This is a genomic window from Cuniculiplasma divulgatum (genome assembly GCF_900083515.1).
In the GTDB taxonomy this organism is placed as follows: domain Archaea; phylum Thermoplasmatota; class Thermoplasmata; order Thermoplasmatales; family Thermoplasmataceae; genus Cuniculiplasma; species Cuniculiplasma divulgatum.
On record NZ_LT671858.1, the window covers coordinates 592,674 to 616,576 of the forward strand.

The 23,903-nt window shown below is 36.5% G+C and carries 28 protein-coding genes and 1 tRNA gene; 11 read left to right on the top strand and 18 right to left on the bottom strand.

Translation table 11 applies throughout. The annotated features are described in order from the left end of the window. Positions 1–522 precede the first annotated feature (522 nt). On the bottom strand, positions 523–1,851 hold the full coding sequence (locus CSP5_RS02930) for a site-specific integrase (RefSeq protein WP_148689597.1): 1,329 nt from the start codon (positions 1,849–1,851) through the stop codon (positions 523–525). A 329-nt stretch (positions 1,852–2,180) separates the two neighbouring features. Here CSP5_RS02930 and CSP5_RS02935 point away from each other — a divergent pair, with 329 nt between their 5' ends. The 3 genes from CSP5_RS02935 to CSP5_RS02945 all read left to right on the top strand — a co-directional run bounded on the left by CSP5_RS02935 (position 2,181) and on the right by CSP5_RS02945 (position 4,774). Beyond that, positions 2,181–2,699, top strand: a complete 519-nt coding sequence (locus CSP5_RS02935) for a hypothetical protein (RefSeq protein ID WP_077076021.1) — start codon at positions 2,181–2,183, stop codon at positions 2,697–2,699. Between the two features lie 61 nt (positions 2,700–2,760). Further along, the gene (locus CSP5_RS02940) at positions 2,761–3,726 is read left to right on the top strand and encodes a hypothetical protein (RefSeq protein ID WP_077076022.1); all 966 of its coding nucleotides are present in this window, start codon (positions 2,761–2,763) and stop codon (positions 3,724–3,726) included. 97 nt (positions 3,727–3,823) lie between these two features. Beyond that, positions 3,824–4,774 carry a Kiwa anti-phage protein KwaB-like domain-containing protein gene (locus CSP5_RS02945; RefSeq protein ID WP_077076023.1) on the top strand — a complete coding sequence of 317 codons (951 nt, stop codon included), beginning with the start codon at positions 3,824–3,826 and terminating at the stop codon, positions 4,772–4,774. Between the two features lie 20 nt (positions 4,775–4,794). Here CSP5_RS02945 and CSP5_RS02950 read toward each other — a convergent pair whose 3' ends face one another. Then, complete coding sequence (locus CSP5_RS02950; RefSeq protein ID WP_148689598.1) at positions 4,795–5,364, bottom strand: hypothetical protein; 570 nt, start codon at positions 5,362–5,364, stop codon at positions 4,795–4,797. A gap of 84 nt (positions 5,365–5,448) precedes the next feature. Further along, positions 5,449–5,655, bottom strand: coding sequence for a hypothetical protein (locus CSP5_RS02955; protein WP_077076025.1), 207 nt, complete (start codon positions 5,653–5,655; stop codon positions 5,449–5,451). 277 nt (positions 5,656–5,932) lie between these two features. Between CSP5_RS02955 and CSP5_RS02960 the strand changes: the two genes are divergently transcribed. After that, entirely contained in the window at positions 5,933–6,526 is a 594-nt protein-coding gene (locus CSP5_RS02960) for a hypothetical protein (RefSeq protein ID WP_148689599.1), read from the top strand. Between the two features lie 466 nt (positions 6,527–6,992). Here the strand turns inward: CSP5_RS02960 and CSP5_RS02965 are convergent, their stop codons facing one another. Together CSP5_RS02965 and CSP5_RS02970 are read right to left on the bottom strand one after the other, a co-directional pair. Further along, positions 6,993–7,868, bottom strand: a complete 876-nt coding sequence (locus CSP5_RS02965) for an IS3 family transposase (RefSeq protein WP_148689600.1) — start codon at positions 7,866–7,868, stop codon at positions 6,993–6,995. A gap of 1 nt (position 7,869) precedes the next feature. Next, on the bottom strand, positions 7,870–8,139 hold the full coding sequence (locus CSP5_RS02970) for a transposase (protein WP_148689601.1): 270 nt from the start codon (positions 8,137–8,139) through the stop codon (positions 7,870–7,872). Positions 8,140–8,232: 93 nt separating this feature from the next. Here CSP5_RS02970 and CSP5_RS02975 point away from each other — a divergent pair, with 93 nt between their 5' ends. Continuing rightward, complete coding sequence (locus CSP5_RS02975) at positions 8,233–8,427, top strand: hypothetical protein (RefSeq protein ID WP_148689602.1); 195 nt, start codon at positions 8,233–8,235, stop codon at positions 8,425–8,427. A 39-nt stretch (positions 8,428–8,466) separates the two neighbouring features. Further along, the gene (locus CSP5_RS02980) at positions 8,467–9,258 is read left to right on the top strand and encodes a PEGA domain-containing protein (protein WP_077076030.1); all 792 of its coding nucleotides are present in this window, start codon (positions 8,467–8,469) and stop codon (positions 9,256–9,258) included. A 593-nt stretch (positions 9,259–9,851) separates the two neighbouring features. On the opposite strand, the gene CSP5_RS09955 is transcribed toward CSP5_RS02980, so the two are convergent. Both CSP5_RS09955 and CSP5_RS02985 read right to left on the bottom strand, forming a co-directional pair. Then, positions 9,852–9,986, bottom strand: a complete 135-nt coding sequence (locus CSP5_RS09955; protein ID WP_277868668.1) for a hypothetical protein — start codon at positions 9,984–9,986, stop codon at positions 9,852–9,854. A 141-nt stretch (positions 9,987–10,127) separates the two neighbouring features. Continuing rightward, positions 10,128–10,277: a transposase gene (locus tag CSP5_RS02985; protein ID WP_277868674.1), complete on the bottom strand. Its 150-nt coding sequence runs from the start codon at positions 10,275–10,277 to the stop codon at positions 10,128–10,130. A 191-nt stretch (positions 10,278–10,468) separates the two neighbouring features. On the opposite strand from CSP5_RS02985, the gene CSP5_RS10035 reads away from it, so the two are divergent. The 3 genes from CSP5_RS10035 to CSP5_RS02995 all read left to right on the top strand — a co-directional run bounded on the left by CSP5_RS10035 (position 10,469) and on the right by CSP5_RS02995 (position 13,733). Further along, positions 10,469–10,741, top strand: coding sequence for a plasmid mobilization protein (locus CSP5_RS10035; protein ID WP_077076031.1), 273 nt, complete (start codon positions 10,469–10,471; stop codon positions 10,739–10,741). 181 nt (positions 10,742–10,922) lie between these two features. Further along, entirely contained in the window at positions 10,923–12,305 is a 1,383-nt protein-coding gene (locus CSP5_RS02990; RefSeq protein WP_077076800.1) for an APC family permease, read from the top strand. A 120-nt stretch (positions 12,306–12,425) separates the two neighbouring features. Then, on the top strand, positions 12,426–13,733 hold the full coding sequence (locus CSP5_RS02995; RefSeq protein WP_077076032.1) for an APC family permease: 1,308 nt from the start codon (positions 12,426–12,428) through the stop codon (positions 13,731–13,733). A 47-nt stretch (positions 13,734–13,780) separates the two neighbouring features. Here the strand turns inward: CSP5_RS02995 and CSP5_RS03000 are convergent, their stop codons facing one another. The 3 genes from CSP5_RS03000 to CSP5_RS03010 all read right to left on the bottom strand — a co-directional run bounded on the left by CSP5_RS03000 (position 13,781) and on the right by CSP5_RS03010 (position 15,587). Beyond that, positions 13,781–14,143 carry a hypothetical protein gene (locus CSP5_RS03000; RefSeq protein ID WP_077076033.1) on the bottom strand — a complete coding sequence of 121 codons (363 nt, stop codon included), beginning with the start codon at positions 14,141–14,143 and terminating at the stop codon, positions 13,781–13,783. A 15-nt stretch (positions 14,144–14,158) separates the two neighbouring features. Then, positions 14,159–14,521: an MFS transporter gene (locus tag CSP5_RS03005; RefSeq protein WP_171970422.1), complete on the bottom strand. Its 363-nt coding sequence runs from the start codon at positions 14,519–14,521 to the stop codon at positions 14,159–14,161. A 124-nt stretch (positions 14,522–14,645) separates the two neighbouring features. Next, entirely contained in the window at positions 14,646–15,587 is a 942-nt protein-coding gene (locus CSP5_RS03010; protein WP_148689603.1) for a hypothetical protein, read from the bottom strand. An 86-nt stretch (positions 15,588–15,673) separates the two neighbouring features. On the opposite strand from CSP5_RS03010, the gene CSP5_RS03015 reads away from it, so the two are divergent. Beyond that, the gene (locus CSP5_RS03015) at positions 15,674–16,597 is read left to right on the top strand and encodes an acetamidase/formamidase family protein (protein WP_148689604.1); all 924 of its coding nucleotides are present in this window, start codon (positions 15,674–15,676) and stop codon (positions 16,595–16,597) included. Between the two features lie 37 nt (positions 16,598–16,634). Here CSP5_RS03015 and CSP5_RS03020 read toward each other — a convergent pair whose 3' ends face one another. The 8 genes from CSP5_RS03020 to CSP5_RS03055 form a co-directional block, all read right to left on the bottom strand. Continuing rightward, positions 16,635–18,110 (bottom strand): APC family permease, encoded by a 1,476-nt coding sequence (locus tag CSP5_RS03020; RefSeq protein WP_148689605.1) that lies wholly within the window; start codon positions 18,108–18,110, stop codon positions 16,635–16,637. Positions 18,111–18,352: 242 nt separating this feature from the next. Then, positions 18,353–19,894: an aldehyde dehydrogenase family protein gene (locus tag CSP5_RS03025; protein WP_021789828.1), complete on the bottom strand. Its 1,542-nt coding sequence runs from the start codon at positions 19,892–19,894 to the stop codon at positions 18,353–18,355. 48 nt (positions 19,895–19,942) lie between these two features. Further along, the gene (locus CSP5_RS03030) at positions 19,943–20,143 is read right to left on the bottom strand and encodes a hypothetical protein (protein WP_021789827.1); all 201 of its coding nucleotides are present in this window, start codon (positions 20,141–20,143) and stop codon (positions 19,943–19,945) included. Continuing rightward, the gene (locus CSP5_RS03035; protein ID WP_021789826.1) at positions 20,144–21,307 is read right to left on the bottom strand and encodes an ArsA family ATPase; all 1,164 of its coding nucleotides are present in this window, start codon (positions 21,305–21,307) and stop codon (positions 20,144–20,146) included. A gap of 1 nt (position 21,308) precedes the next feature. After that, a complete protein-coding gene (locus CSP5_RS03040; protein ID WP_077076037.1) occupies positions 21,309–22,289 on the bottom strand; it encodes a polyprenyl synthetase family protein in 981 nt (326 codons plus the stop codon). A gap of 88 nt (positions 22,290–22,377) precedes the next feature. Continuing rightward, positions 22,378–22,653: a DNA-binding protein Alba gene (gene albA / locus CSP5_RS03045; protein WP_021789824.1), complete on the bottom strand. Its 276-nt coding sequence runs from the start codon at positions 22,651–22,653 to the stop codon at positions 22,378–22,380. A gap of 80 nt (positions 22,654–22,733) precedes the next feature. Next, positions 22,734–23,156, bottom strand: coding sequence for an Lrp/AsnC family transcriptional regulator (locus CSP5_RS03050; protein WP_021789823.1), 423 nt, complete (start codon positions 23,154–23,156; stop codon positions 22,734–22,736). Beyond that, positions 23,137–23,415 carry a hypothetical protein gene (locus tag CSP5_RS03055; protein ID WP_021789822.1) on the bottom strand — a complete coding sequence of 93 codons (279 nt, stop codon included), beginning with the start codon at positions 23,413–23,415 and terminating at the stop codon, positions 23,137–23,139. Before CSP5_RS03055 ends, CSP5_RS03050 begins: the two co-directional genes overlap by 20 nt. A 97-nt stretch (positions 23,416–23,512) precedes the next feature. Between CSP5_RS03055 and CSP5_RS03060 the strand changes: the two genes are divergently transcribed. Beyond that, positions 23,513–23,597 (top strand) — tRNA-Leu (locus CSP5_RS03060). Positions 23,598–23,903: the final 306 nt, after the last annotated feature.

The following is a 23,903-nucleotide window of genomic DNA, read 5'->3' on the forward strand; positions in this document are numbered from 1 at the left end:
GTCAATGCCAGCTTTGACAGCACTGATCTGCTGATACTGGATATATTTCGCCGGATCCCTTCCAGGTCCTTGAGGGTACATACTATTGTTGACATCTTGGAATATGAAGAAGTAATGCTGAACTCATGGGAGCTCCGAGATCGATTAAGAAGGCTTGTAATACTTGGCCTTGTGGTCCGGCACCAGGGAAAGAGAAGCGATCGTTATTCGATTTCACATGAGTATATGGATCCATGAAAGACCCCCTTCCCCCCTTACTTAAGTTAATGTCCTCATTGTCATTTTCGTGTTTAAATTTCTGGACCGTCCCAAAGTTTTTAGGAAAAATCTCCGCATCTTCATGGCTATGCATTCCCATTTGTTTATGCCTTTATGATGAAATGTAAAAAATGATTCAAATTTTCATTTTCGATTTCTTCACCATCTTTTTCATGTCCATTCTCTCTTAATTATATACGCTCTTATGATGAAATGTAAAAAATGATTCAAATTGATTTTTTCGGTTAGTTAGTTGACCGGTTGTCAGGAAGGCAACTTGACGACTGCCTTATCTCCCTTGGGATATATCTGCACGAGTTCCCATCCCTTGTTGAGATAGATTTCGAGTTCTCTTTCAGGTATGGTCTTATGCCGGTTCCCATTGTTGAGGATCTCCGCCTTCTTATCCCTGAATATCTCTTTCAATCTCTCCTGGAGGTCATCTAAATCGAGTGCCATAAGGTCTTCTTTCTCCTTGTCAGAAAGGTTCGTTCCGTAAGCAGTTTCCAGAATCATTATTGCAGTCTCCTTCATTGTATTGGTAGTTATCTTAGCTACATCCTCTTCTTTGATTCCGTGGTCCTCAGTCTCAAGGAACTTAAGGCATTTGACGTAACTTGACCTCATATCCTCTATTGTGTCGGAAGTAAGCATTTTGTCAAGAGTATATCTATGTTCCATGGATCCGGAATGCCCCATCATAAAAACTCTGTAGTCGTGCATGATAAATCCTTTTGATTCCGCGAGCATCAGTTGGGTGTCAAAATAGCTTCTAAGTATATATGGCCTATTTTCGAATCCGGCCGATCTTATACTCTGTCTTATCAGATCACCTATATTTATAGTGGTTATGTGCTTTTTTCTAAGAGCTAATTTTGAGGGTACAATTATAGGCGATTCTGCCATGAGAACCTCGCCTTCAATCATTCTTTTCTGTAAATAGGCAGACAAATAGCCAGTTCCTTCGGGGCCGATGAATGTAATGTACGGCTTGCGGGTTTTGCTAAGTTCAGGTCTTACCTTGACCATTGTTACTTCATTTTCGAAGGAAACTGTCTTAGAATCAACGTCAACGTGCATCTCGGGAAGATCTCTAATTTCCAGTCCTCCCTTTCCCATGTAGTCGCCTAATGCCTCCAGCCTTAGGCCAGAGAATGCAATTAGCGCGCATGCAGTTTTTGATCTTGCATCGCCAACTGAAAATATTTTCTTTAATGATTGCTGAGAAGGGATACTCTCATTTCCATACCTGGTATTAACTCCCGCGTTTTTGATTTTTAGTTTTCTTATTAGTTTTCTGCCATTGAATGAAAGCCACGATTTAACGGCCTTAACGCTTGAATTTATATAATTGGGAGAAAGTCCCCTATCCTCCTCGGTGCCAATGAAGTCCGTCAGCAGATTGGTTAAGGATTCATCTGATAGTTCCAGAAGATCCATGGGAGTTTTACTGACCTCGTTGCAGAAGGAACCGAGTCTTCTCAAAATTACATCAGCAGTTAGCTGCGACCCTCTTGCGCAGTCTCTAAACCATCTTTCGACTTGTTTTTCCTTCAAGAGATCAATATATTTTTTCCCCCTTCCAGTCACCATGACAAAGAGAATGTAAGATACTATTTAAGTTCTATCCTTAAACCTAATACAGTTCAAATCCCAGTGTCCCCATCTCAGACGAATACTCTGACTTTGTTATTTTTTTTAACTTCTAAACCGCACATATTACTGCCTCCTAAAATTCGGGAAAAAACCGGGGTTCCCGCGCCCATGCGTAAAGCTTTAATGTCACTACCCAGAATATTATCATAGTAAATGAATGTGTTTTTAGACTCCATTACCTCTCAATTTATTTTTACCTCAGATTACGAATTGATAATCATAAATGATAGTATGTATTAATATGCTCCATACTTATTAATTACTAATTGTCAATCAAGAAGTCAGGCTACGAGGATGAAATTTTAAAATTCATCTATACAAATTACCAAGACGTAGAGATTCCAATGACTAAACTTCAAGATATTATAACTTCATATTATACTGTAACTAGCTCAGCGGGTTCATTATATGAAAGCGGGTTGGTCAATAAACGAGAGGTTGTCTCTGGAAGAAAAACGATAATGATCTCTTTGACTAAAAAAGGAAGAGAAGTTGCAGAGCAACTCAAAAGAGCTGAGGCAATTTCACAAGGCAGGAAGCTCTCATCCACAGAAAGGTACGCTGTAATTCTATATCTATACCGAAACGGATCAAAGAATCTGAAGGAAATCAATGAAGATCTTCCAGGATCAACTGAAATTTTAAGGGAGCTTGAAAAACTGAATGTTGTAAAGCAGGAAATCAAAAGTTCAAAATATCCTCAGGAAACAACGTTGAGTTTGACTGAGAAGGGAATGGAGATTGGATTAAGATTTGAGGAATTGGAGAGGATGATGGAAGAATGAACGAAAGTGTGGATAATTCAAAGAGCAATGATTTCCAGAATAGGTTAGGGGTGTATATGTAATGTTGGTAGTTAACTCATACGTCCTTGTAGGAGAAGATTCTTTCAATCCAACATTGAAAATAGTAATAGAAGTAGAAATTAAAGTTGGGTCGGAAGTTTTAATCAATGCGTTCGGAGACTTGAATTATCATGGAAAAAAAATTGGAAGATTGGAACCTTCAACTCAAAACGTTTTTGGTTTCCCCCTCTTCGCAATAAAATCCGAACTAAAGGATCAATCAGTTAAATATAATGTGGGTTTTGAATGCAAATTAGATAAGAATGTCTTAAAATACATAAGCGATGGAAGAAAAGCGGAAAAGAATGGAGACGTAGTATTTATAGCCGAAATAAGGCTAATTTATCTTGAAAATCGAGCCTACATAATAGAATCCAGAGTTCAAACAAATTTAGCAACGAACAACACCGCAAACATGTTATCAACTCTAAATGGTACTTCATACTTGGAAATGAGAACATACAACCCACAAATTCCAATGACAATTAAATCATCGGATTGGATAAATGATTTTGCACCAAAACTAGGATTGGGGGAATATGAAATAATAGAAATCCCTAGATTAAATGCTGTAAATATAAAGGAAAAATTCAGCAATTCACTTTCCGCCCTTGAGGTATCCAGGAAATACCTGTACTCTTTAAACAACGGCTCTGCAATGTCATCACTCCGGAATTCTTTAAGGGAATTCAACGAGGCATTGAAAAATCTTGGATATAGAGACGAGAATGGAAAAAATGTGGATTACGGTAAAATATTCGATAGAAACAAAAACAATGAAATTTTAGTTGAAACATTGCAGAAAAATCTATATAGTTCAAGCTCCAGAGGAGAAGAACCCGCAGCAGCACATATGGGTAATTCGGTTGAAGGATATGAAATCGAATCAATGATATTCATGACCTATTCATTGTACAAGATGGTTTTCGAAAAGCTTCGAGAGAAAGAGGAATCAGAGGGTGATTGATAATTATGAGACGACAAGCATAAGTTTGTCTGAAAAGGGAATGGAGATAGGAGAGATTCTAAGTAAGGTAGAGGGAATGATGGAGGAATGATAAAAAATGAAAATTTATGAATCGAGTTTCACAGAGAAAAAGCTAGAAGAAATGTATAACTTGATAAAAGAGACTGATGGATCAAAAGTACAGCTTTATGCGATTTCAGTAGAGAAAAATAAAGAAAAAGAGAAGATTTGGACCGTTAATACACTTTCAATAACAAAATCTCTCGGGGATGAAATGATTGAATCTGCAAAGGGGTATCTTATCCAAAAAAGCCAACTCAGGATAAAGGATTTCGATTTGAAGAGCGATTTGTCGCCTGAATATTTGATTGGAAAGTTAGCTGACGATCAAGTTCCTGTCTTAAATAAAATAATTAGTGAAATGAAGAGAAGTGATAATTCTCCAATTTCATATGGAGAGTTGTCAAAATCAACTCATCTTATCGGTTTTGCGATAGAAATAGGTGAAAAAATAACTATTTTCAATAAAGTAACAAAAGCCAGATTGTTAAATCCTAAAAAATACTTATATCTTGTAGAATCCCGTACAGGGGAGCTCACACATCTCAAAGAAAACAATTTATTATCTATACCGAATAGCATTGACGCAATTCTATATGAGGATCCTCTGTACATTTTGAACGTCAATCATTTTCTTTCTCTGTTTGATTATGGGGAGGCTTTTACAAAATTTATAGATAATGCAAAAACCAGTTTGGCCAACATAGTGGATGATGTTCAGTATGTGATTGATGAGACCTCCCCACATATAATGGAGTTCAAGCGCCTGGCTTCTGCTTGTGCTGGTTATGTAGATAGAATAGTAAGAGAAAATACTAACCTTGAGCCTATTGCAAAATCATATAACCTTGAAATATCATTTTCCAATGGAAAGATCTCAGTAAAGAATTCAAAGCTTAAGGATATCCTCTCATTATTAAACGGACAGGCTGTGAGAGACGAACTATTCAAAGAAAAATACCTTGCTCGTGAAAAGGAGAAGGTTTGAACTCACTTCAATCACTTTATTTAATTAGAATAGGTACGATATCCAAAAAGGAAGAAATCATCGATTATTAAGTATGCTTTAAATTGTATATTTGATTGTACTTTTTCTCTTGAAATAATTAAAATCTGTCCACCACCGCTTGTTTTTACTTTAAAGAGGAAAGGGAATTTAATTCGAACAGTTATAATTTGATAGATTAAGCTCTCTCTCAGAAAAATAGTAAAGAATAGGATACTGATGATAGGTATTAGAAGTAACACAATTAGTTCAGTAAGATAAGAAGAAGAAAATGCTGTAACATCTAAAGTCATTACTGGTAAAACCGTAATCACAATTGTCAGGATCAATGGCCACATCTCTGAAGCTCCTTCTCTTTCTGTCAATTCAACTTTGAATAATTTTGGATTGAATTCTTTCTTATCGTTTATGAATTTTATAAAATACACATTAATCACTATAGATAGTGCGGTTAAAATGGTAAAAACTGCTATTAGCGAATTTTCTTTTGTTAAAAATGATACGATCATTGAGGCAATAAAAATCGGTAAAGATACTCCAACTGAGAGGATTAAATTTAATTTAAATCCCACTTTATCACACCATGTATATAGATGTAAACTTAGACTTTATCTTTTTCATTTTAATACTTATTTATATATCTTCTCATTTTCAACCTATAATAACTGCATTTCTTCCAGCAGCTCTTTTGCATTCTCATTAGCTATCCTGGATATCACATAATTGAATTTCTCCTCTAACATTGCTATAAGTTCCTCCTTTGTTTGTGCCTCTACTGAGAACTTCTTGAATATGTCATAATTCACATCAAGCTGATCCTTCCTTCTTGAGTTGTATTCCTTGTTGAACGGATTTATCTTCATACATACTGAGTAATTTAATGAGTTCTAAAATTTTATTGTTCAGGGCAACGAACACATCATTTATAATATATATTAACACTCAACGTTTTTAATATCTATCTACATATTAATCTTATAAATCTCATGGGCTCAGATAATGGAACGTTCAGTTTCAATAACGATAGATGCTCTTGTTAATTGACTTATTGAGGCCTTCAAACATCCATATTCTTGGATGTCTTGGTTCCTAATATTTAAGCTACGGAAGATTAATATAAAAGCCACATCATATGTCAAGATGGTAGAAGAAAAAGCAGTATCGTGTATCTTTCCGCATTCAGATATGGAATTTGGCGTAACAACAGATAGAAAATGGACTGAGAAAGAGAAAAAGAGTTTCAATAGGGGGGCGCTCAGGGGATTTTTATCGGATATACTTCCTGAAAGGGAATATGCTTATCATTATGCAATACACTATAAGATGACAGACAAAAACGAAGACAAGATTAAGGCAACATGGGAAGATCATAATAAAATGCTTTTTCCGATACCAAATCATTTAATGGCAAAGGGAACCAGAGTGTATTTCTTTTATAAGAATGAGATTGTTGGAGATGCTATCATAGAAAAAGTGATCTATAATGATCATGAATCTGAACTTTCAGATGAATGGGATCCAGAGATTTACCCAATTATAGTAAAATTCAAAAAAGGTAGTGTAAGGGTATTTCCGAATAATTCCATATCTGAAAAGGTTATGAAAAGGGTACTGACAGATAAAACTAACAAAACTCTCCCTATAGGTTATCCTGTTCTGACTGACATGGAAGATCAAAAACTACAAAAAGAGATAGCAAATGTTGTGAAATCTTACTCAATGGCATTCCTGTAATTTCATCAACAGGATGATAGTCAGCATTTATTATACCATCTAAAGCACATTTTCTCAATTTATTTTATAAGAGCCTATATGTTCTTATTTCTAATGGATTTAAGTTCTCCATCATCTCTTTTGTTAGATTAAGTCTCATTAATCAGACTTTAGAAGAAGCCTTAGCTATTTCTAAAAATTTGTATTACAAATAGGTGTGCAATACGCTAAATTCTTGTAATGACTTATGGAAAAGAATGATAGAAACTGTTATTATATCACTGACTATGGCTTTCTGTGGAAAAATTATGACAGAAGAAAGAGCAGCGGTGTTAATTGACAACTCCTACCTAAGGAAAGAAGTTTTAGACGTTTATAAAGGAAAGCAGGGACGATTCAGATTGGATTATGTAAAATTTTCCAATTCACTATGTAGAGACATAGATGCATCACTGATCTGCTCCACCAGAAATTGGAACACTTCTCTTCAATTTTCATCTAGTTTCACCTCAACTTCTTTCTTCTCGAATCTTTCCCTGAATGCTGAATCATTCAGGAACTTCCTCCTGAACTCCCTTAGGGGGAGATAATCAATGGATGAATGCAGCCTGCATTCATTGTAATCTGTGAATGCCTTTTCTATCTCTATGGAAGCATCATTAAAGTTCCTAAACTCGTTTGGCCATATGTAATCTGTCTTGATTGAATTGTGGAACGACTCAATGTCTCCATTGTCCTCAGGAGTGTGTTTCTGTATATATTCCAGCTTTATCCCCAGTAATTTCATGGCACTCCTGAACTCCTTCGAGATATACTGGGGACCACTGTCTGTTCTGAGCACCAGGCCTTCTGGTACTGATCCATTGAATGCCAGTAGAACAGCATTCTCCACAGAACGTATGGCATCCCTTGCCATACATGACCTGGAATAACGGTATCCCTGCCATTCCTTGGTGAAACAGTCCTTGATGCACATCAGATAGGTCATTCCCGATTCAGTGGGAATGTAAGTGATGTCAGTTTGCCAGAGCTGATCCGGACCATGAGGACGGAAGAGATTCCTGGCCTTTGTTCTACCCCTGTGCTTAAATGCAGGGAGGTTCAGGTTGTTATCCTTAAGAACCTTCCTGACGGTCTTCTGGTTCACTTCTGTACCAGAATTACGAAGAACTGCCCACACTCTCCTGTATCCGTATGTTGTCCTTTCTGATGCAATATACCTGACCTTCTCTTTGATGGCTGGATCAAGCCTCTGAATGTATCTCTTCACAGGCTTGTAATAATATCCGGACAGTGAGATTCCGGATATTCTTGATATCTCCCTGAGAGATATCTGATCCTTCAGATCATCAATAACCATCATTTTATTCTCTTGATCGTTTTTTAAAAGTGTCTATGACCAGTGACTGATCTCCTATGATCTTCTTCAGATTCTCTATCTCATCGTCCCTTGAATCAGAATTCCTTCTCTGAGCCAGTGCTGTCTTACCTCCAAGTATGAACTGTTCCCTCCACTTGCTTAACTGAACAGGATATATGCCATGCCTCCGGCATATTTCAGCCTGTGTCACATTGTCCGTAAAGGATTCCATAACTATCTGGAACTTCTCTTCAGCCGAATATTTTGATTTCATGAAAAAACCTCTATGATTTGATAAACCGCTTTTTGCATGCTCTCCCTGTATCTGTTCTTCTCTATAATATTATTATCATGGTGTTCCAGTTCTATGATGGTGCAGGTCAATGCAATAACATTCACAGAATCAGGATTACCACCAGATTCATCATGGATATTAACATTCAATAATGTAGAATACACATTAACAAACACATCATACACATTCCATGTAATCAATGGATCGTACTCATATCATGCAACATCAACAGATTACATGAACATATCTGGATCTGTATTAGTATAAGGTTCAAACAAACAGGTTAATCTATTATTCAGCTTGCAAATGTACGCATTAACATTTAATGAATCAGGATTACCCCAAGGATCAACATGGTATGTAAATCTATCAAATGGTATGAAGTCTGGAGCAGTATCAGGATCATACTACTCCTTTACGATAACCAATGGATCATACTCATATTCCATATCAACAACAGACAAGATCTACGAACCAAATCCATCTTCAGGTTTATTAAAAGTGAATGGTGCATCTGTATCAGAACCAATAACATTTTCAAAGGTATTATACACAGTAACATTCAAAGAATCAGGATTACCATCCGGAATATCATGGTATGTAAAAGGTGCTGGATCAGGCAATGCTCCAGCAGGTTCTCCCATAACATTCTTATTGACCAATGGAACATACAGATTCATAATCGCAAACACAACTGCATATTATACAACAACAGAACAGTTCTCAATAACCATGAATGGAAGGAACATCACAGAGACAGTCACATATCTCCACTATTCATACATAACAGGAAAGATATCACCATCAGACGGAAAAGTTACAGTAAATGGTCATAAGGTAACGCTGTCTCCCACAGGATCATTGAACCTGTCAGTGGCAGCAGGTTCCTACAACGTGATCATCTCTGCAAAGGGATACAGAACATATTATGACAATATCACGGTTACCAATGGAAAAAGCGTAAACATAACATATGATCTTAAGAAGATCTCAAAACCAGGACTATCACCCATAGAATCAATAGCAATAGCGTCTGGAATCATAGGATCTGCTGCAGTGATTGGCGTAGTTGTATATGTATTCAAATTCAGGAAGTAAAAAAGGTCCATCATTCATTCCTGAATAACAAATACCAGTCACTGAAAGGCAACACACACTGCATACTTATGAACAATCATCCAGTGATGTTGGATCTCATTGATCATTATTTATATCAATTTCACAGACTCATTTAAATCAATTATCTCGTAAATATCATCAGAGGATTTCTAATAACCTCACAGAAAACACCGCAATATATATTCATGAAACACGCATGTTACTGTATGAGCGTTTACAATTATCAAAAGAGTATTCTTATTTCCATAGGTAACAGTTAAGTGAAACATGTGAATCTTGTTAGAAGAAATAAGGATAATGAGAGATAATTATAGAAGTGCGTGACTTAAAGTAAGTTAATTTTCAAAGGAAATCATTAAATTGTCCCATACACCTAAAAAAATAGGGTAAAGAATAGAAATCCTCCTATGTTAATTATTATGTTTTAAATATTAATCTTTTTAATCATTTGCAGTTTTTACATCTGAAAAAACCCGCTTATAGAGCTCTTATATTACATAATTTAGTATGCAGTCAAATAAATTTATAATCATAGTTTGCGTACCGACTATATGTCAGCGTCTCTGTATGAATCATTGGAACAGGAATATTATCATCAACAATAGTATGTCCCTTTTATCCGAAAAGCGTTTTACTGTTATTCTTGTGAATGAACCATCCTTTGATCTTCTTGTTTTACCTTCAGATCTTGTTTCTTCATGTTTCACATGTCCAGGATCTGATGTGATGAATGTTGCATCCTGTGCTGATCCCTTTTTAATCCTTATTCATTTCAGTTCAAGCTGTATCTGTAATTCATTACATATGATCCTGTCCCTTCCAGTCTTTGATAATCTCTCACGAAACAATCATATGGTCCTAGCATCAGGATACTGATATGGATAGTCAAGAAAGTTCATGAATGATATTCTATCCCTTATTTGTGTCTCTGCCTGTTGTTCAACCATGTTGAGCATTCTCTGCAAGAACAGTACTTTTATCATGATCTTTACAGGTATGTTTTTTCTTTAATCTCGATCTGTATCATAATGATACAGATCATTCAACAATGGTGTGAATGCTTCTCAGTCTATGGCATTCTTTACGAATATTAATGGATCATTTATCTTCATGGTGTTGTATTTTTCTTTTATTGCATGATCAAGTAAATCACTCTTACAGTAACGTGCGTATTTCATGAATAAATGTAATGGCGTTTTCTGGAGGGTTATTAGAAATCCTCATTAGAATTTACAGTAAAGATATTATATTATCTTTTCTCAAGTGTAACAAACCTTATAATGTATTAAGTATTAATATTATTGTGTTAAATTCTACAAAATATAACAAGATAAGTGTGTATATTAGAAAAGAAGAAAAAGCCATAATAGAGGAGAAAGCCCTGTTGGAAGGAGTGTCTATATCTAGATACCTTGTACTTGCTGCTTTACATAATGACCTCAATTTTGAGAAGTCTAAATAAATAAAATTCCACATTTTTAATTTTAATAATTTTTGATACGTTTTTTCTTATATTTTCAATAAATTTTAACAAAAAATTCAATTTTTACATAAAATTAATTTATATTGTTAAATTGAATATATATGGTATAGTAACCCATAAAGTATATATATCCCCGATGTCTGTAACCTTAAGAGCAAAAATGGAAAATGTCAAAAATATTCAGGATATAGATATAGAAAGTAAGAGTAAGCTAACAAGAAGTGTTGGATTCGCAGACATATTTTTTATGTCCTTCGGAGGTCAGGCACCTTTTCTTTCGATGTTAACATATGCTACCGCAGCTTTGATACTGACACTGTTCTTCTCTCCAATTGTGCTTATCATAGGGACTCTAGTGGTTTTAATTAATGGCGCAGGTGTTTATTACTTATCAAGAAAACATGATGAGGCGGGGGGATACTTTAATTATGCTTACAAGTCATTATCACACAGGTTTGGATTTGAAACAGGCTGGCTATATCTTTTCTATTCATTACTGTATGCCGGTGGTTACATTACCGGGTCAATATTTGTCCTGACCTATGTTGTTTCACCGTATATAGTGATTCCACCACTGGTTGCATTCCTGATCGTTTTCATTCCAACAGGAGCATTTCTTTTACTGGGTATAAGACCATCCTCAAAATATGCAGTCTTTTCAGCAAGTCTGGAATTAGTTGTTCTAGTGGGAGTTATAGCAGCAGGTTTTTATGGCGCTCATTTCCTGGTATATAATCCATTTACCAGCATCCCATCTCCAGCAATCATATTCCTGGGAATTTTATTCGCCATTGGCATACCTACTGGATACGGTGCTATTACACCAGTTTCAGGTGAGGTAAAGAACGCTAAAAGAAATGTTGGAAAAGCGGCAATTCTTGTAATAATTATAGGAGGAACCCTTGAAGCACTGGTATTATACTCCCTAGTTGACTATGGAATTGCTACACACTCATTTTCAGCACTTGTATCATCAAATTTGCCGGTTATCACCATAGTGGATAAGATCGCTGGACCAATTGCTTTACCTTTATTATTATTCGCAGCAATAAATGATGGGATTCTGGGCTCTCTGGCTTTTCTTACAGCGTTTTCCAGGAATCTATACGCTATGTCAGAAAGAGGAGTCATCAACAAAGCTTTAAGCAAACTGCACAGCAAGAGAGGAACGCCCGTCATAGCTGGAATAATAACCTTAATCGCAGCAGCGATAATACTTATGCCTGTCTTGATATTTGTAAATGCATTTGTCATATTCCTGGCTTTAGGATCAATTGCAGGACTGGGTAATCTGATGGTTCATCTAACAGCAAACTTCTCATTGTTCAAGGAAAATCTTGTTAGAGCTCAAAGAAGAATCAGAGAGTTGGGCATTGGTGTTCTGGGAATAATAGTATCTGGATTTGTATTTATATACTCGCTCCTTACATCTGATACATACGTGATAGAACTTGTTTTAGGCTTTATAATATTAGGATTTATAATACTTGAAATGCTGGATGTCCATCAGTATGTTAAAGCACATACAGAGATTAATAGTTGATATTTTTAAATTTAAACAATTTATAATATATTTGAAGGTGTAAATAAACTTTTGATTTCATATACAGAGACTGAAAATGCAGGTCCATATAATATGGTTTAAATATTAAGGTGAAATGAAATGAAAAATAATAGTAGCACCATTATAAATAAAGGGAAAAATTTAGAAGAGAAATTATCATTTCCTGAACTTTTTTTCATATCATTTGGCGGTCAGGCGCCTTTTATTTCCCTATTAACATTCGGAACAGTTATGATTGCAATGGTTGGAACTGCAGGAGCATTTGCTATGATGATAGCCACAACTGTAGTATTCTTCAATGGAATAGTTGTTTATTTTCTTTCAAGAAGATACCGTAGAAGTGGAGGATACTACATCTATGCCCTTTATGGCCTTTCAGGTGGGTTAGGTATAGAAACGGGCTGGTCGTATCTATTATATGCACTTGCTTACGGTGGAACATTGCTTGCCGGTGGGGCATATGTTTTATCATTTGTTCTCGGTATCAACCAGATAATTACAGTGTTTCTTGTTTCCTTAGTAGCTTCCACAATGGTAATAGCGGGAGTAAAGGTTTCAGCAAAATATGCAATGGTAATGTCAACAATAGAAATAACTATAATAGTTGTATTATCGATAATATTTCTGCACAGTTCAGGCTGGCATTTCTACAATCCTGTAATATATTCACCCTACCTTCTTGCTGCAGTTATATTTGGTCTTGGAATCCCGACAGGTTATGGATCAATTGCTCCACTTGGTGGTGATGCGATGGATAGCAAGGCAATTGGAAGGGCAGCAATCACAGTTGTGATATTCGGAGGCCTGCTTGCAACATTATTCTTTTATTCCTTAGGTTCATTGAATTTTACCGGGAATTTGATTATTTATCTTATAACTCATTTTGGAATACTGGGCTTAATAATAGTACCTATCATAGCACTGAGCGATGGCATTCTTGGAGGTATTGCGTATATACTGGCCGATTCAAGAACCTTTGGTGCAATGAGCGAAGATGGAAGATTTCCAAAAATATTTTCAAGAAAATACAAAGGTAAACCGGTATTATCTGAATTATTAATAGCTACAATATTTGTAATTGTTCTGGGTACAATGACATACTTTATTGGATTATACGCAACATTCCTTGCCATGGGTGCATTAGCGGGTCTGATGAATCTTATAATCCATACATCTGCAGATTTTTCTCTGATAAAAATCGCCACCAGAAAATCAAAAGGGAGAATAAAAGAACTAACAGCCGGTATTGTTGCAGTCTCTATATCAATATTTATATTAATTGACTCATTACCAGGTATATCTCTCACCATACAGTATCTTTTCTTTGCATGGATAATAATCGGCTTCCTCTATGCGGAAACCTTCACTATAGTGAGTGAAACATCAAAGGATATACCTCCCGCATAACCCTATCTAAATTTATTAATCTGAAAAATATATTTTATTTATTATTCTTATCTTGACCTTATCAATTCTAATAATCTTATGTATTTATCACTGGAAATTTTAGAAACTGCACCCTGTGTGGAAATTGTACAATTATTGTCCCGCATTTCTTGAAATGTAATTATATTATTTGTAAGATTGTAAATATCTCTCAAGATATAGTTAATTCCTTTCTGTTTTTTCTCGGCAATACTTTCATTTATTATTTTATCAGTATCTCCAAAGAACCGTATATCCGAAAAATATATCTTTATAAGTCTAAATCCTGCTGGAGTAGATGCACCATCAGAAGGCTCATTTTCAATAATTTTTTTACCAGAAAGTATACCGATTCCAATTATTCCTGATTTTGACAGATTACATATAGCCAAACGAGTTCAAGAACTTTAATGATGCTTCCATAGAGATAGAGAAGGCATTCTCTGATTACAATTACCCAGAACAACTCTGGCGAAAAACAATTGCAGAAATGAATCAGAAATACCGGAAAGAATTGAACAAATTCCAATGAGAGTCATTCCTGTTATTGCCAGTATTCTGGGAGATATTCTGAGGGCGATTAATCCTCCTAATATCTGGAACGGCATTAATCCAATAAAAAAAGCAGAAGCGATCAGCCCAAGATCAAATGGAGAGACATTTATCTGTTCCTGTATGAAAATCAGTGCAGGAGCAATGGTAAACCAGTTAATTGCATAAACCAACCGAGAAGCATAAATAGCAAAGAAAGGTCTATTATTTCGAACCAAGGTTCCGTCTCCCTTTATGCCTTAGTTTGACTTAAAATTTAAAAGGTTCTGTGTTATATTTACAAATACTCCGTCAAAAATACAAGCAAGTGACAGAGATTGAATGTGATTAAACTTTATAATTTTACAGCCATTTCCAAACATCCTCATCATCAAGCGATGAGAAAAACTGGAGTATGGGATGCATTCTTTTATCAGAACTCTTTGAATTCATCATCAGGGAAATGTACTCATCGGCCTCTACAACTGGAACAAATGTTGTATCGCATGGAATGCCATTTTCCACTGTCAGGAAGAATGCCAATCTGGGTATACCTGCATTATTTCCAAGTTTCAAGCCCTCCTCAAGGACACTCTCCTTAACGAATGCCTCATATATGTTATCCTTTAGTGAAACAACACTTACACCCTTATGATCAAGTGGCTTACTTGTGTAAAGGATAACCTTTACTCCCTTATTTGATAGTATACCACCCTGAACCTCTGCTACTGAATCAGGATCGGTGGCCTTAATATATCTCAGGATTGAATTATCATCCTGTGTTCTTAATGTATATTTTATAACAGCCAGGGGTGTTTTTACTGTTAGTTCATCCATTCTTTTTCTTAGACTTAAGGAGTTGGTCATTGACACAATTCTAAATTCCTTAAAATTTCCCATAAATTCTGCCAGAATGTCGTTTATTTCATTCAGTTTTTCATTGTGAAATCTAAAGTCTATGAATATTTCGTTCTTGAGAAGATATGTATTGTTTAGAGCAACCGAAGGAGACTCAATAAGTTTCTTTATAATTTCAATCTGTTCTTTGGATTTTATTTTTTCAGTTATGGTGTAATATGATCTGTTTTCAATAAGGTCTTTCCTTGATAAAATGGGTGAAATGGCAGAATTTGAAACATTATCCTTTAGAAAAAAGAGTCTGAGATAAAGTACATCTTTATCATTAAAAATATACACTGGTGTTGTCTTTTCAGATCTGGCCAAAACGCTGAAAATTCCGTTTGTCTGACTAATGGCAACTATACATCTTCTGTTAAGCCGGTTATGAATCTCACTTATTTTCATCTACACTATAGTCATGATGGTCAAAATAATAACTATTTCCAATGACAATCATGAATTGTATTTATGTAATGATAGGATCATATCCAATGAAAAGTCTGGATGGCAGGAATTTAAATAACCTTCATTTTAAATGGAACAGCACAAATAAGCCAGTTCTTCGTGTAAGCGAGGGCGAAGAGTTTGAAGTTATCATTCCCGATTCTTCCACAATGCAGGTAAAGCGTAACTCCAATTTATCTGATCTAAGGAAAATAGATTCATCCCTCTTTGATGGTGCCGTTGGACCAGTATATGTTGATGGAACAGAACCAGGTGACTGCATTACTGTCAACATAAAGAAAATTGAAACTGAAGACTGGGGCTGGACTGCCATTATGGATAATTTTGGTCTCCTGAAAAATATGTTCAGTGAAACAATGATAGTATGGAAAATAGAAGAAGGTATGATCACATCAGAAAGTGATATTCTAAAAAATGTTAAAATCAGGGAAGAACCATTTCTGGGTGTTATAGGCACTGCACCCGCAGAAGGGGAATACGGGATGATACCACCACAATATTTCGGTGGTAATATGGATAATAAATTCATATGTGCGGGTTCCAGTGTGACTCTTCCAGTTTCTGTAAATGGTGCATTGCTGTCATTTTCCGATCCACATGCTTCCCAGGGAGATGGGGAAATATGTGGAACAGCAGTTGAAACCGGGGCAAGAATAGTTGCAAGTGTTAGCATAGAAAAAAATAGGAAAATAAAGTATCCAGTCGTAAAAAGCAAGAAGAGAATCGTTGAGGACGCAGTAGTATGTACTGGCATAGGTCCTGATCTATACACCAGTTCTCAGAATGCTGCTCTTTCAATGATAGAACTGTTACATGGGAAGGGGATTTCAAAGGAAGAAGCGTATATTTTATGCAGCGTGGCCGGGAACCTGCACATAAGTGAAATAGTCGATGAGCCAAACTTTGTGGTTTCAATGGAAATGCCGGAAAATCTAATTAATATGCTATAATAATATTAAAATTAAAAATTTTATAAATTATAAAATATCATTTCTCCCATGATATTTTTATATGGTCCGCATCGTAGGTACCAGCCTCTGTGGCAATCTTCGGCTTTTTTCTAACATAATAAAATGATATTATTATGGCGAAAATAAATGACCAGATAACACCAACCACAGCGGAACTTGCATAGGCAAAGTTATCAAAGGAAGGCGTACTAATTTGGGCAAGGATATCCTGCTGTACCGTGTAGAAGATAACAACGGCTGCTATTATGGAAGATGCTATGGGAATTAATCCATGCACCAGCCACTTGAAAACCTTCTGTGTTCTTGTGTAAAGCGTAAGACTGATATTGGCGTAAATGTGAGTAAATATTATACCAATTCCTGAACCTGTCAGCAATATCAACGCTCCTGTCTTTGGTCCAAAAAGAAAACCGAAAAGAAGATTGATAACAAGCATCAGAATCATATATGCCCGTATTGCCTTGTGTGGGCTCTTATATTTCTTATGCACCTCAGAAAATGACTTTGGGAAAATGATCTTATCCCTGCTGGCTGAAAACCATACCCTGCTAACTGCATTTGTCTTTGCAACACCGTTGGAAAGATAGCTGTTTATGGTAAATATTACCAGAAGTATGCCACCAATTGGTCCCAAATATCTTTCAAAAACAATAAGACCAGGATCGTTCGCGCTTGCAAACCCACCTATGCCAGATATGCCCCATCCAACCGTAAGCGCGTAGGTTGCAGGAATAAGTGCAAGTCCAGAAAATAAATAGGAAAGAAGAAGGGAATTCTTTATCTTCTTCTTTGGTTCAGTAACCTCCTCTGATATGGTTGTAGATATCCCAATACCGGTAAAATCACTTATGGAGAATATCATGGAAAGGAAGAATACAGGTACAATACTGAAAGGTAGTGTAAAGGGCACAAATGAATTCCCTGGTCCAACCTCTATAATTATTATAATGGAAGCAACGAACAAAAACATCACTTCTGCAAATCCGGTAATAAATGTATACTGAACAGATGGCCTGATCCCAAGATATGGAATTACTGAAACATAAACAATCATTCCAATGGCAAAAATTACCCACAAATACTTCAAGGACGATATTTCCGATGAAAGCAGAAACAGGAATGATGATATTCCAAGCACTGCAAAGGCCGAGGATGTGAGGTTTTCATACAGCCACGAAAAGGCTGTTGCAGGACCATAAAAACCGGATTTTGTGGATGCCGCCGCGTATGCATAATACCCACCTGCATTTGATCTCAATTTTGAGAATTCATAGGGTGTGATCATCCATAAACCATAGATCAGCCATGCAACCAGTACTGCAGTTACTGATCTGAAACCCACATCCCTGAATGTTCCTATCAGGAGTATTGCAATATCTGCCGCCGGCCCAACCTGAGCCAGGGAGTAAAAAGCTCCCTGCCATGTGCCAACTGATCCCTTTTTCAATTCGTTCCTAGTGCCACCTGAATCACTGGAGGTCTTTTTGAACATAGTATGTTCATTAATGGTTCATAATATTTAAGTGGTTTCGGTAATATATTTATATGATAAAATTTTCATTAAGAAAACGAACAATTCATGGGTTTTTATATTATAATCTTATCAATTATATAAATTTCACAAAAAGGGAATATATTGCACACTATCAAATTTATATTTCACATGCTGTTACAAAAAAGGTTAACAGGAAATTAAAATTTTAAAAAAATGTGGTTTAAAAAATGTCTCTTTTTTCAAAGATCGAATGTAACGCCCTGAGACAGTGGCAGTTCGTTTCCGTAATTCTTTGTTATGGTCATTCTTCTTGTGTAAGCTTTCCAGGCATCGCTTCCTGATTCTCTGCCTCCGCCAGTATCCTTCTCACCGCCGAATGCTCCACCTATTTCAGCCCCTGCAGTGCTTGTATTTATGTTTGCTATTCCGCAGTCTGATCCCTTTGATGAAAGGAATATCTCCTCCTCTCTCAGATCGGTTGTGAACATTGCAGAGGAAAGACCCTGTGGAACACCATTGTGAATTTCAATGGCCTCTTTCAGGCTGGAATATTTGAATAGATACAGAATGGGTGCAAAGGTTTCCTCCTTTGTAATTTCCATACCCTTTTTAGCTTCTATTATGGTAGGCTCCACATAATATCCCTTTGATTCATTCTTAAATCTCCTGCCACCAGTGAGAACCTTTCCGCCCTGTTCAACTGCCCTTACTATGGCTTTCTCATAATTGACCACCGCTTCCTCATCTATGAGTGGACCTACCAGAACACCACTTTCGAGAGGATTTCCAATTTTAGCTTTTTTGTAGGCCTCAATAAGTCTCTTCTTGAAATCTTCATATATCTTCTCACTAACAACTGCCCTTCTTGTACTTGTGCATCTCTGGCCAGCAGTGGCAAGAGCTCCGAATCCAACGCCCTTAAGAGCTATATTCATGTCTGCCTTCTCACTCACTATTGCGCAGTTGTTACCTCCCAGTTCAAGTATGGTTCTGCCAAATCTTCCTGATACAACAGATGATATGTGTCTTCCCGTTTTAACAGAACCTGTAAAGGAAACCAGTGGAATCCTTTCATCCTTTGACAGCAGTTCCCCTATGCTTGACCCCCTGCCATTCACCAGTCCGAAGATATTTGGATAGTTTTCTTTCTCCAGTACCTTTCCTATTACATTCATCACGGCAACTGAAGTTAATGCAGCCTTTGATGATGGTTTCCATAGAACAGTGTCTCCAACAGTTGCAGCCAGAAATGAATTCCATGACCATACTGCCGATGGGAAGTTGAATGCTGTAATAACACCAACAATTCCCAGTGGGAGAAACTTCTCATATAATACATGTTCCGGTCTTTCGCTTGCAATGGTATTGCCGTATATCTGCCTGCCAAGTCCGGTAGCATAATATCCGACATCTATCATTTCCTGAATTTCTCCCTGTCCTTCAACATTTGTTTTACCAACTTCAAGGGAAACAATCCTCCCAAGAAGTTCTTTCTTTTCTGAGAGTGCATCGGAAATATTCTTAATCAGGAGACCCCTCTTTGGGCCAGGTATTTCACTCCATTCAGCAAAGGCTTTCTTTAGGGATGCGACGGTTTTGTCATAATTTTCAGCATTGGCCACAGACACTTTTCCAAGTATTGCTCCGTCTATGGGACTCTTTACAGTAATTGCATCTTTTTCAGAGAATTTTTCCCATTTCCCATAAAATACACCAGAATTACTATCGGACAGACCAAGTTTTTCAAAAGTTTCTTTCTTAATTCTTTCCAGATCAACCATAATCAAGTAATTATTACAATGTTAATATGAATAGTGGTTGTTTAAAAATTACTTTATGTTAATTTTTTTAATATCTTTCTTCTCGGTGTTTTTCTTTGAAACGACCTTCTTCCCCACATCAACCATACCGTCTGCCGCTTCTTTAATTAATGAAAGCAAATCCTCGGCAGATTCCTTCAATCCCGGGAGTTCAAGATCCAGTTCAAAGTGTATTTTCCCGTTTTTTCCGCCAATTGTTTTTTCTACCATTTAACTCATCTCTATATTGAGAAAGCCCTTATTAAACTCTGCGTTTACAGGATTAAGATCACTCATACTCTGTGGCAGGAAGAAAACCCTTCTCCAGTTATCTATCTGAACTACCAGCTCACCGCCTCTATTGTGCAACTGGGTGTTTTTCTTATCAGCAAAGGGTATCCTTATCTTTACCATCTTATGATCCCCATCGCTTATAAACTGTACAGGTGGGATTATACTGCTCATAACACTCATGGGATCGGCATCCTCATATAATTTCTTTCCCATTTCCTCAAGAAGTTTCTGTCCGGTTGGTTCATTTGCACTCATTGGAATCTTCATTATTTTTAGATCAGCGAATGCAGTCTCAATTTCCTCCAACACTTCTGTCTGGGATTCTCTCCACTTCTTCAGAAAATCACCTGTATCATCTGCATATATCTTGTTCACAATAACGCTATCCACATTATATCCATACATTAGCAGATATGTGAACGCTCTCTTCGTCTCGTTAAAGGACATCCTGTCAGGGTTGCATACCAGCCTGATGGTTGTCGTTTCAGGATCGGAAAGTATTTCTTTTACCTCTCTCATTTGTGAATAAAGTTCCTCAATACTTCCGAAAACCTTGTCATCCGGAATGGGTACACCAAGGAAAGGTTTCATTAGAGGCCTCATTATCTTTGCTGTTTTTCTGCTTATGGGGAAGATCCTTTCCATGTACCATGAAAATGCTTCAGGAAAGGACAGCAACTTTAAAGATTCCCCCGTTGGTGCTGTATCCATAACAACCACATCGAACCTGTTGTCCTTTGCGTATTCTCTTATGTATAGCAGTTCAGTTGCCTCATCAAAGCCAGGCATGGTTGCAATCTCCTCCGCTGCAATACCATCCACTCCCTGAGATCTCATTAACGCTGTAAGATAAAGTTTCAGGTTATCCCAGTATTTCTTTATGGCTTCAGTTACACTTATCTCCTGAAGAAAAAGATTTTTGCCAACCTCCACCGGCTCACTTCCTATACTCTTCTTAAAAGCATCTCTCAGACTGTGAGCGGGATCTGTTGAAATAACCAGAGTTTTTAATCCTCTCTTTGCCAGTTCGATACCTGTTGCTGCAGAAACACTTGTTTTACCAACGCCGCCTTTTCCTGTATATAATAATATTCTAACCATTTTAAACCCTTATCCTGCTTATGACACTGTATGCAATTTCAAATAAAGTTTGAAGATTTGGACTGATCTTCGCTGTCTTTTCAGATTCAATTGCCATGTCAATAAATTTCTTTGCCTTCTCTATTGAATAATCCACAGAACCTGAATCAATGAGGAACTGCTTTGCCTTCTGAACACTTTCAGGATCTGTTTCCCTTCCCCTTAAAACGCTTTTCAAATGTCTCTTTCCAGCCTCGTTCCCATTTTTCAATGCATAAATCATGGGAAGTGTAAGAGCACTGTGCTTCATATCAGTGAACGGAGTCTTGCCAATGATCTCTTCCTTTCCCACAATATCCAGTATATCATCTGCTATCTGGAAAGCCATTCCAACATTAAATGCAAAATTGAACATGTTATTCTGATCTTCTCCGGAGGATTGTGCAATCATAGCAGCACTCTTAGCCCCTGCTCCAAAGAAGTACGCTGTCTTGTTGGTAATAATATTGAAATATGTATCTTCTGTTATTTTGAAATTGCCCAGATTCATAGATTCTTCTATTTGCCCTTCTGCAAGCTTCTGAGCAGCCTCTGCAACGACGTTTGAAACATCGATGCCGTATGTGGCCCCTATTCTGTATGCCACTGAAAACATATAGTCGCCAGTTACTATAGCATCTCCAAGACCATATTTTCTGTAAAGTGATGGCATGCCTCTCCTTTCTTCTGCCTCATCTATTATATCGTCATGTATCAGACTGGCGCTGTGCATTATCTCATATGCAACTGCCAGATCGATGGCATTTTCCAGGGGCTTTGTCGTGTTTAATTCATAAACAAGTAGTACAATCAGTGGTCTGAGTCTTTTTCCACCTGATGAGATGGTATAATTGGACATCTCATTCAATCTGGGATTGTCAGTCTTTAGAACTTCTACAAGTCTCTTATTAATAAGATCCAGTTTTCCACTCAGATCAACACTGATTTTGAGAACTTCTGACATTGAATCAACAATACTGTATTACATGAAAGCAATTTAACTTTTTTAAGAATTTTTTTGGGAAAATGTATATGTGGTTAAGGGTAAAAAATCACTTCGCAATTGTTATTTCTATGGAGGAAACATTTGATTCTCCTCTTTCTCCTTCAACTTTCTCTGTTGTTATATGGATGTCTGCGTATTTTGCATTTGGCATGAATTTATTCTTGGTAATTTCTGCTATATCCACGGCCTTGCTTATGGATTTTCCTCTAGCTTTTATTACTATTTTCTCCACATTGTTGGTGTTAAACTGAGTAACAACAGCTAGCACATAATTCATTGTCGGTTTTTTTCCTACGTAAATGATGTTATTTTCTTCTGACATTGCAAATCACTTGTGCTGTAAATCAAAAAAAGGTATTTAATTATATCTCAATAATTACGCCTCTTTCTTAAAAGAAGAAATCATTTTAGCCTTATCATGGTTTCTGTATTCTTTATACCTTTAATTTCTCTTATTCTGTCAATAAACTCATTCAATTCTACAAGATTCCTGTATGAAACCATTATGGCCATGTCAGACTTTCCTGCAACCTCATACACCCTGGCAGATATCTTCTTTAATTCCTGCAAAATTCCGGTTTTGCTTGAGGGATCGTATCTTGAAAGGATAATGGCTTCCTTCATTTCTGTTGTTTCTATTGTAAATCTGCTAATAACATTCCTTTCCTGAAGACTTTTTATCCTTCTTCTAACGGTACCTTCAGAAACATTAATTACTGTGGCAATAGCCTTATTTGTAAACCTGCTGTTTATTCTGAGTAACTCAAGAATCTTTTCATCCAGAAGATCTATGTTTTTATTCTTTTTATCTGTAGAGTGTTCCATCCGCCCCTTTTTCCTTTGCTGGATTTTTCTTGATTAATTCCTTCGGAACCTGATTCATTCTAATAATATTGGTTGCCTGAACCATGTATATTGGAAGTCCTGTATTCGGATCATTTCCACCCTTCATGATTGCAACAATCTCCATCTTTATCTGAATTACAGAACCATCTTCCAGCTTTACCTTAACCCACTTTGGTTCTTCTTCTATTTCAAAATTAATTATCTCCCCATTATCTGGAAGACCTCCCTGAAACACCATAGTCATGAATGTATTAAGAATATATAAATCAGATTGGCATAATCATTCCTGCATATCATGAAAATCTATTTTATCCATTAAGACCTACGGAATTTAAGCGAGGGTTGCTGAGCTTGGCCAAAGGTGCTGGACTTAAGATTCAGTCGCGTAGGCGTTCGTGGGTTCAAATCCCATCCCTCGCATCCTATTTAGATTCTAATGCTTAACCTTTAGAAAAGAGTGCATGGCATTATTCACTTGATATCTACAAGTTCAAAATTATGTGTCAGCACTTAATTAACTGCAATAATTAGAAACTGACAATGCAACTCTATTTGAAGTCATTATTTTACCATATTTAGAACGTATCCATCCATTGGACAAACATATGAGTACAGTAACTTTGGAATTTGATCGTTTGCTGCTATTTTTCCAGCACAGGCATTATGCAGATTTCTCACAAATTAACTTTTGATTTCATCGAGTGATCTTAAAAATATCATATAGTA

Bases quoted from the DNA above. Each gene is read 5' to 3' on its own strand.
- CSP5_RS02930 (WP_148689597.1), bottom strand. From the start codon at position 1,851: ATGGTGACTGGAAGGGGGAAAAAATATATTGATCTCTTGAAGGAAAAA.
- CSP5_RS02940 (WP_077076022.1), top strand. From the start codon at position 2,761: ATGTTGGTAGTTAACTCATACGTCCTTGTAGGAGAAGATTCTTTCAAT.
- CSP5_RS02945 (WP_077076023.1), top strand. From the start codon at position 3,824: ATGAAAATTTATGAATCGAGTTTCACAGAGAAAAAGCTAGAAGAAATG.
- CSP5_RS02955 (WP_077076025.1), bottom strand. From the start codon at position 5,655: ATGAAGATAAATCCGTTCAACAAGGAATACAACTCAAGAAGGAAGGAT.
- CSP5_RS02960 (WP_148689599.1), top strand. From the start codon at position 5,933: ATGGTAGAAGAAAAAGCAGTATCGTGTATCTTTCCGCATTCAGATATG.
- CSP5_RS02965 (WP_148689600.1), bottom strand. From the start codon at position 7,868: ATGATGGTTATTGATGATCTGAAGGATCAGATATCTCTCAGGGAGATA.
- CSP5_RS02970 (WP_148689601.1), bottom strand. From the start codon at position 8,139: ATGAAATCAAAATATTCGGCTGAAGAGAAGTTCCAGATAGTTATGGAA.
- CSP5_RS02975 (WP_148689602.1), top strand. From the start codon at position 8,233: ATGATGGTGCAGGTCAATGCAATAACATTCACAGAATCAGGATTACCA.
- CSP5_RS02980 (WP_077076030.1), top strand. From the start codon at position 8,467: ATGTACGCATTAACATTTAATGAATCAGGATTACCCCAAGGATCAACA.
- CSP5_RS10035 (WP_077076031.1), top strand. From the start codon at position 10,469: ATGGCGTTTTCTGGAGGGTTATTAGAAATCCTCATTAGAATTTACAGT.
- CSP5_RS02990 (WP_077076800.1), top strand. From the start codon at position 10,923: ATGGAAAATGTCAAAAATATTCAGGATATAGATATAGAAAGTAAGAGT.
- CSP5_RS02995 (WP_077076032.1), top strand. From the start codon at position 12,426: ATGAAAAATAATAGTAGCACCATTATAAATAAAGGGAAAAATTTAGAA.
- CSP5_RS03010 (WP_148689603.1), bottom strand. From the start codon at position 15,587: ATGAAAATAAGTGAGATTCATAACCGGCTTAACAGAAGATGTATAGTT.
- CSP5_RS03015 (WP_148689604.1), top strand. From the start codon at position 15,674: ATGAAAAGTCTGGATGGCAGGAATTTAAATAACCTTCATTTTAAATGG.
- CSP5_RS03020 (WP_148689605.1), bottom strand. From the start codon at position 18,110: ATGTTCAAAAAGACCTCCAGTGATTCAGGTGGCACTAGGAACGAATTG.
- CSP5_RS03025 (WP_021789828.1), bottom strand. From the start codon at position 19,894: ATGGTTGATCTGGAAAGAATTAAGAAAGAAACTTTTGAAAAACTTGGT.
- CSP5_RS03030 (WP_021789827.1), bottom strand. From the start codon at position 20,143: ATGGTAGAAAAAACAATTGGCGGAAAAAACGGGAAAATACACTTTGAA.
- CSP5_RS03035 (WP_021789826.1), bottom strand. From the start codon at position 21,307: ATGGTTAGAATATTATTATATACAGGAAAAGGCGGCGTTGGTAAAACA.
- CSP5_RS03040 (WP_077076037.1), bottom strand. From the start codon at position 22,289: ATGTCAGAAGTTCTCAAAATCAGTGTTGATCTGAGTGGAAAACTGGAT.
- albA (WP_021789824.1), bottom strand. From the start codon at position 22,653: ATGTCAGAAGAAAATAACATCATTTACGTAGGAAAAAAACCGACAATG.
- CSP5_RS03050 (WP_021789823.1), bottom strand. From the start codon at position 23,156: ATGGAACACTCTACAGATAAAAAGAATAAAAACATAGATCTTCTGGAT.
- CSP5_RS03055 (WP_021789822.1), bottom strand. From the start codon at position 23,415: ATGGTGTTTCAGGGAGGTCTTCCAGATAATGGGGAGATAATTAATTTT.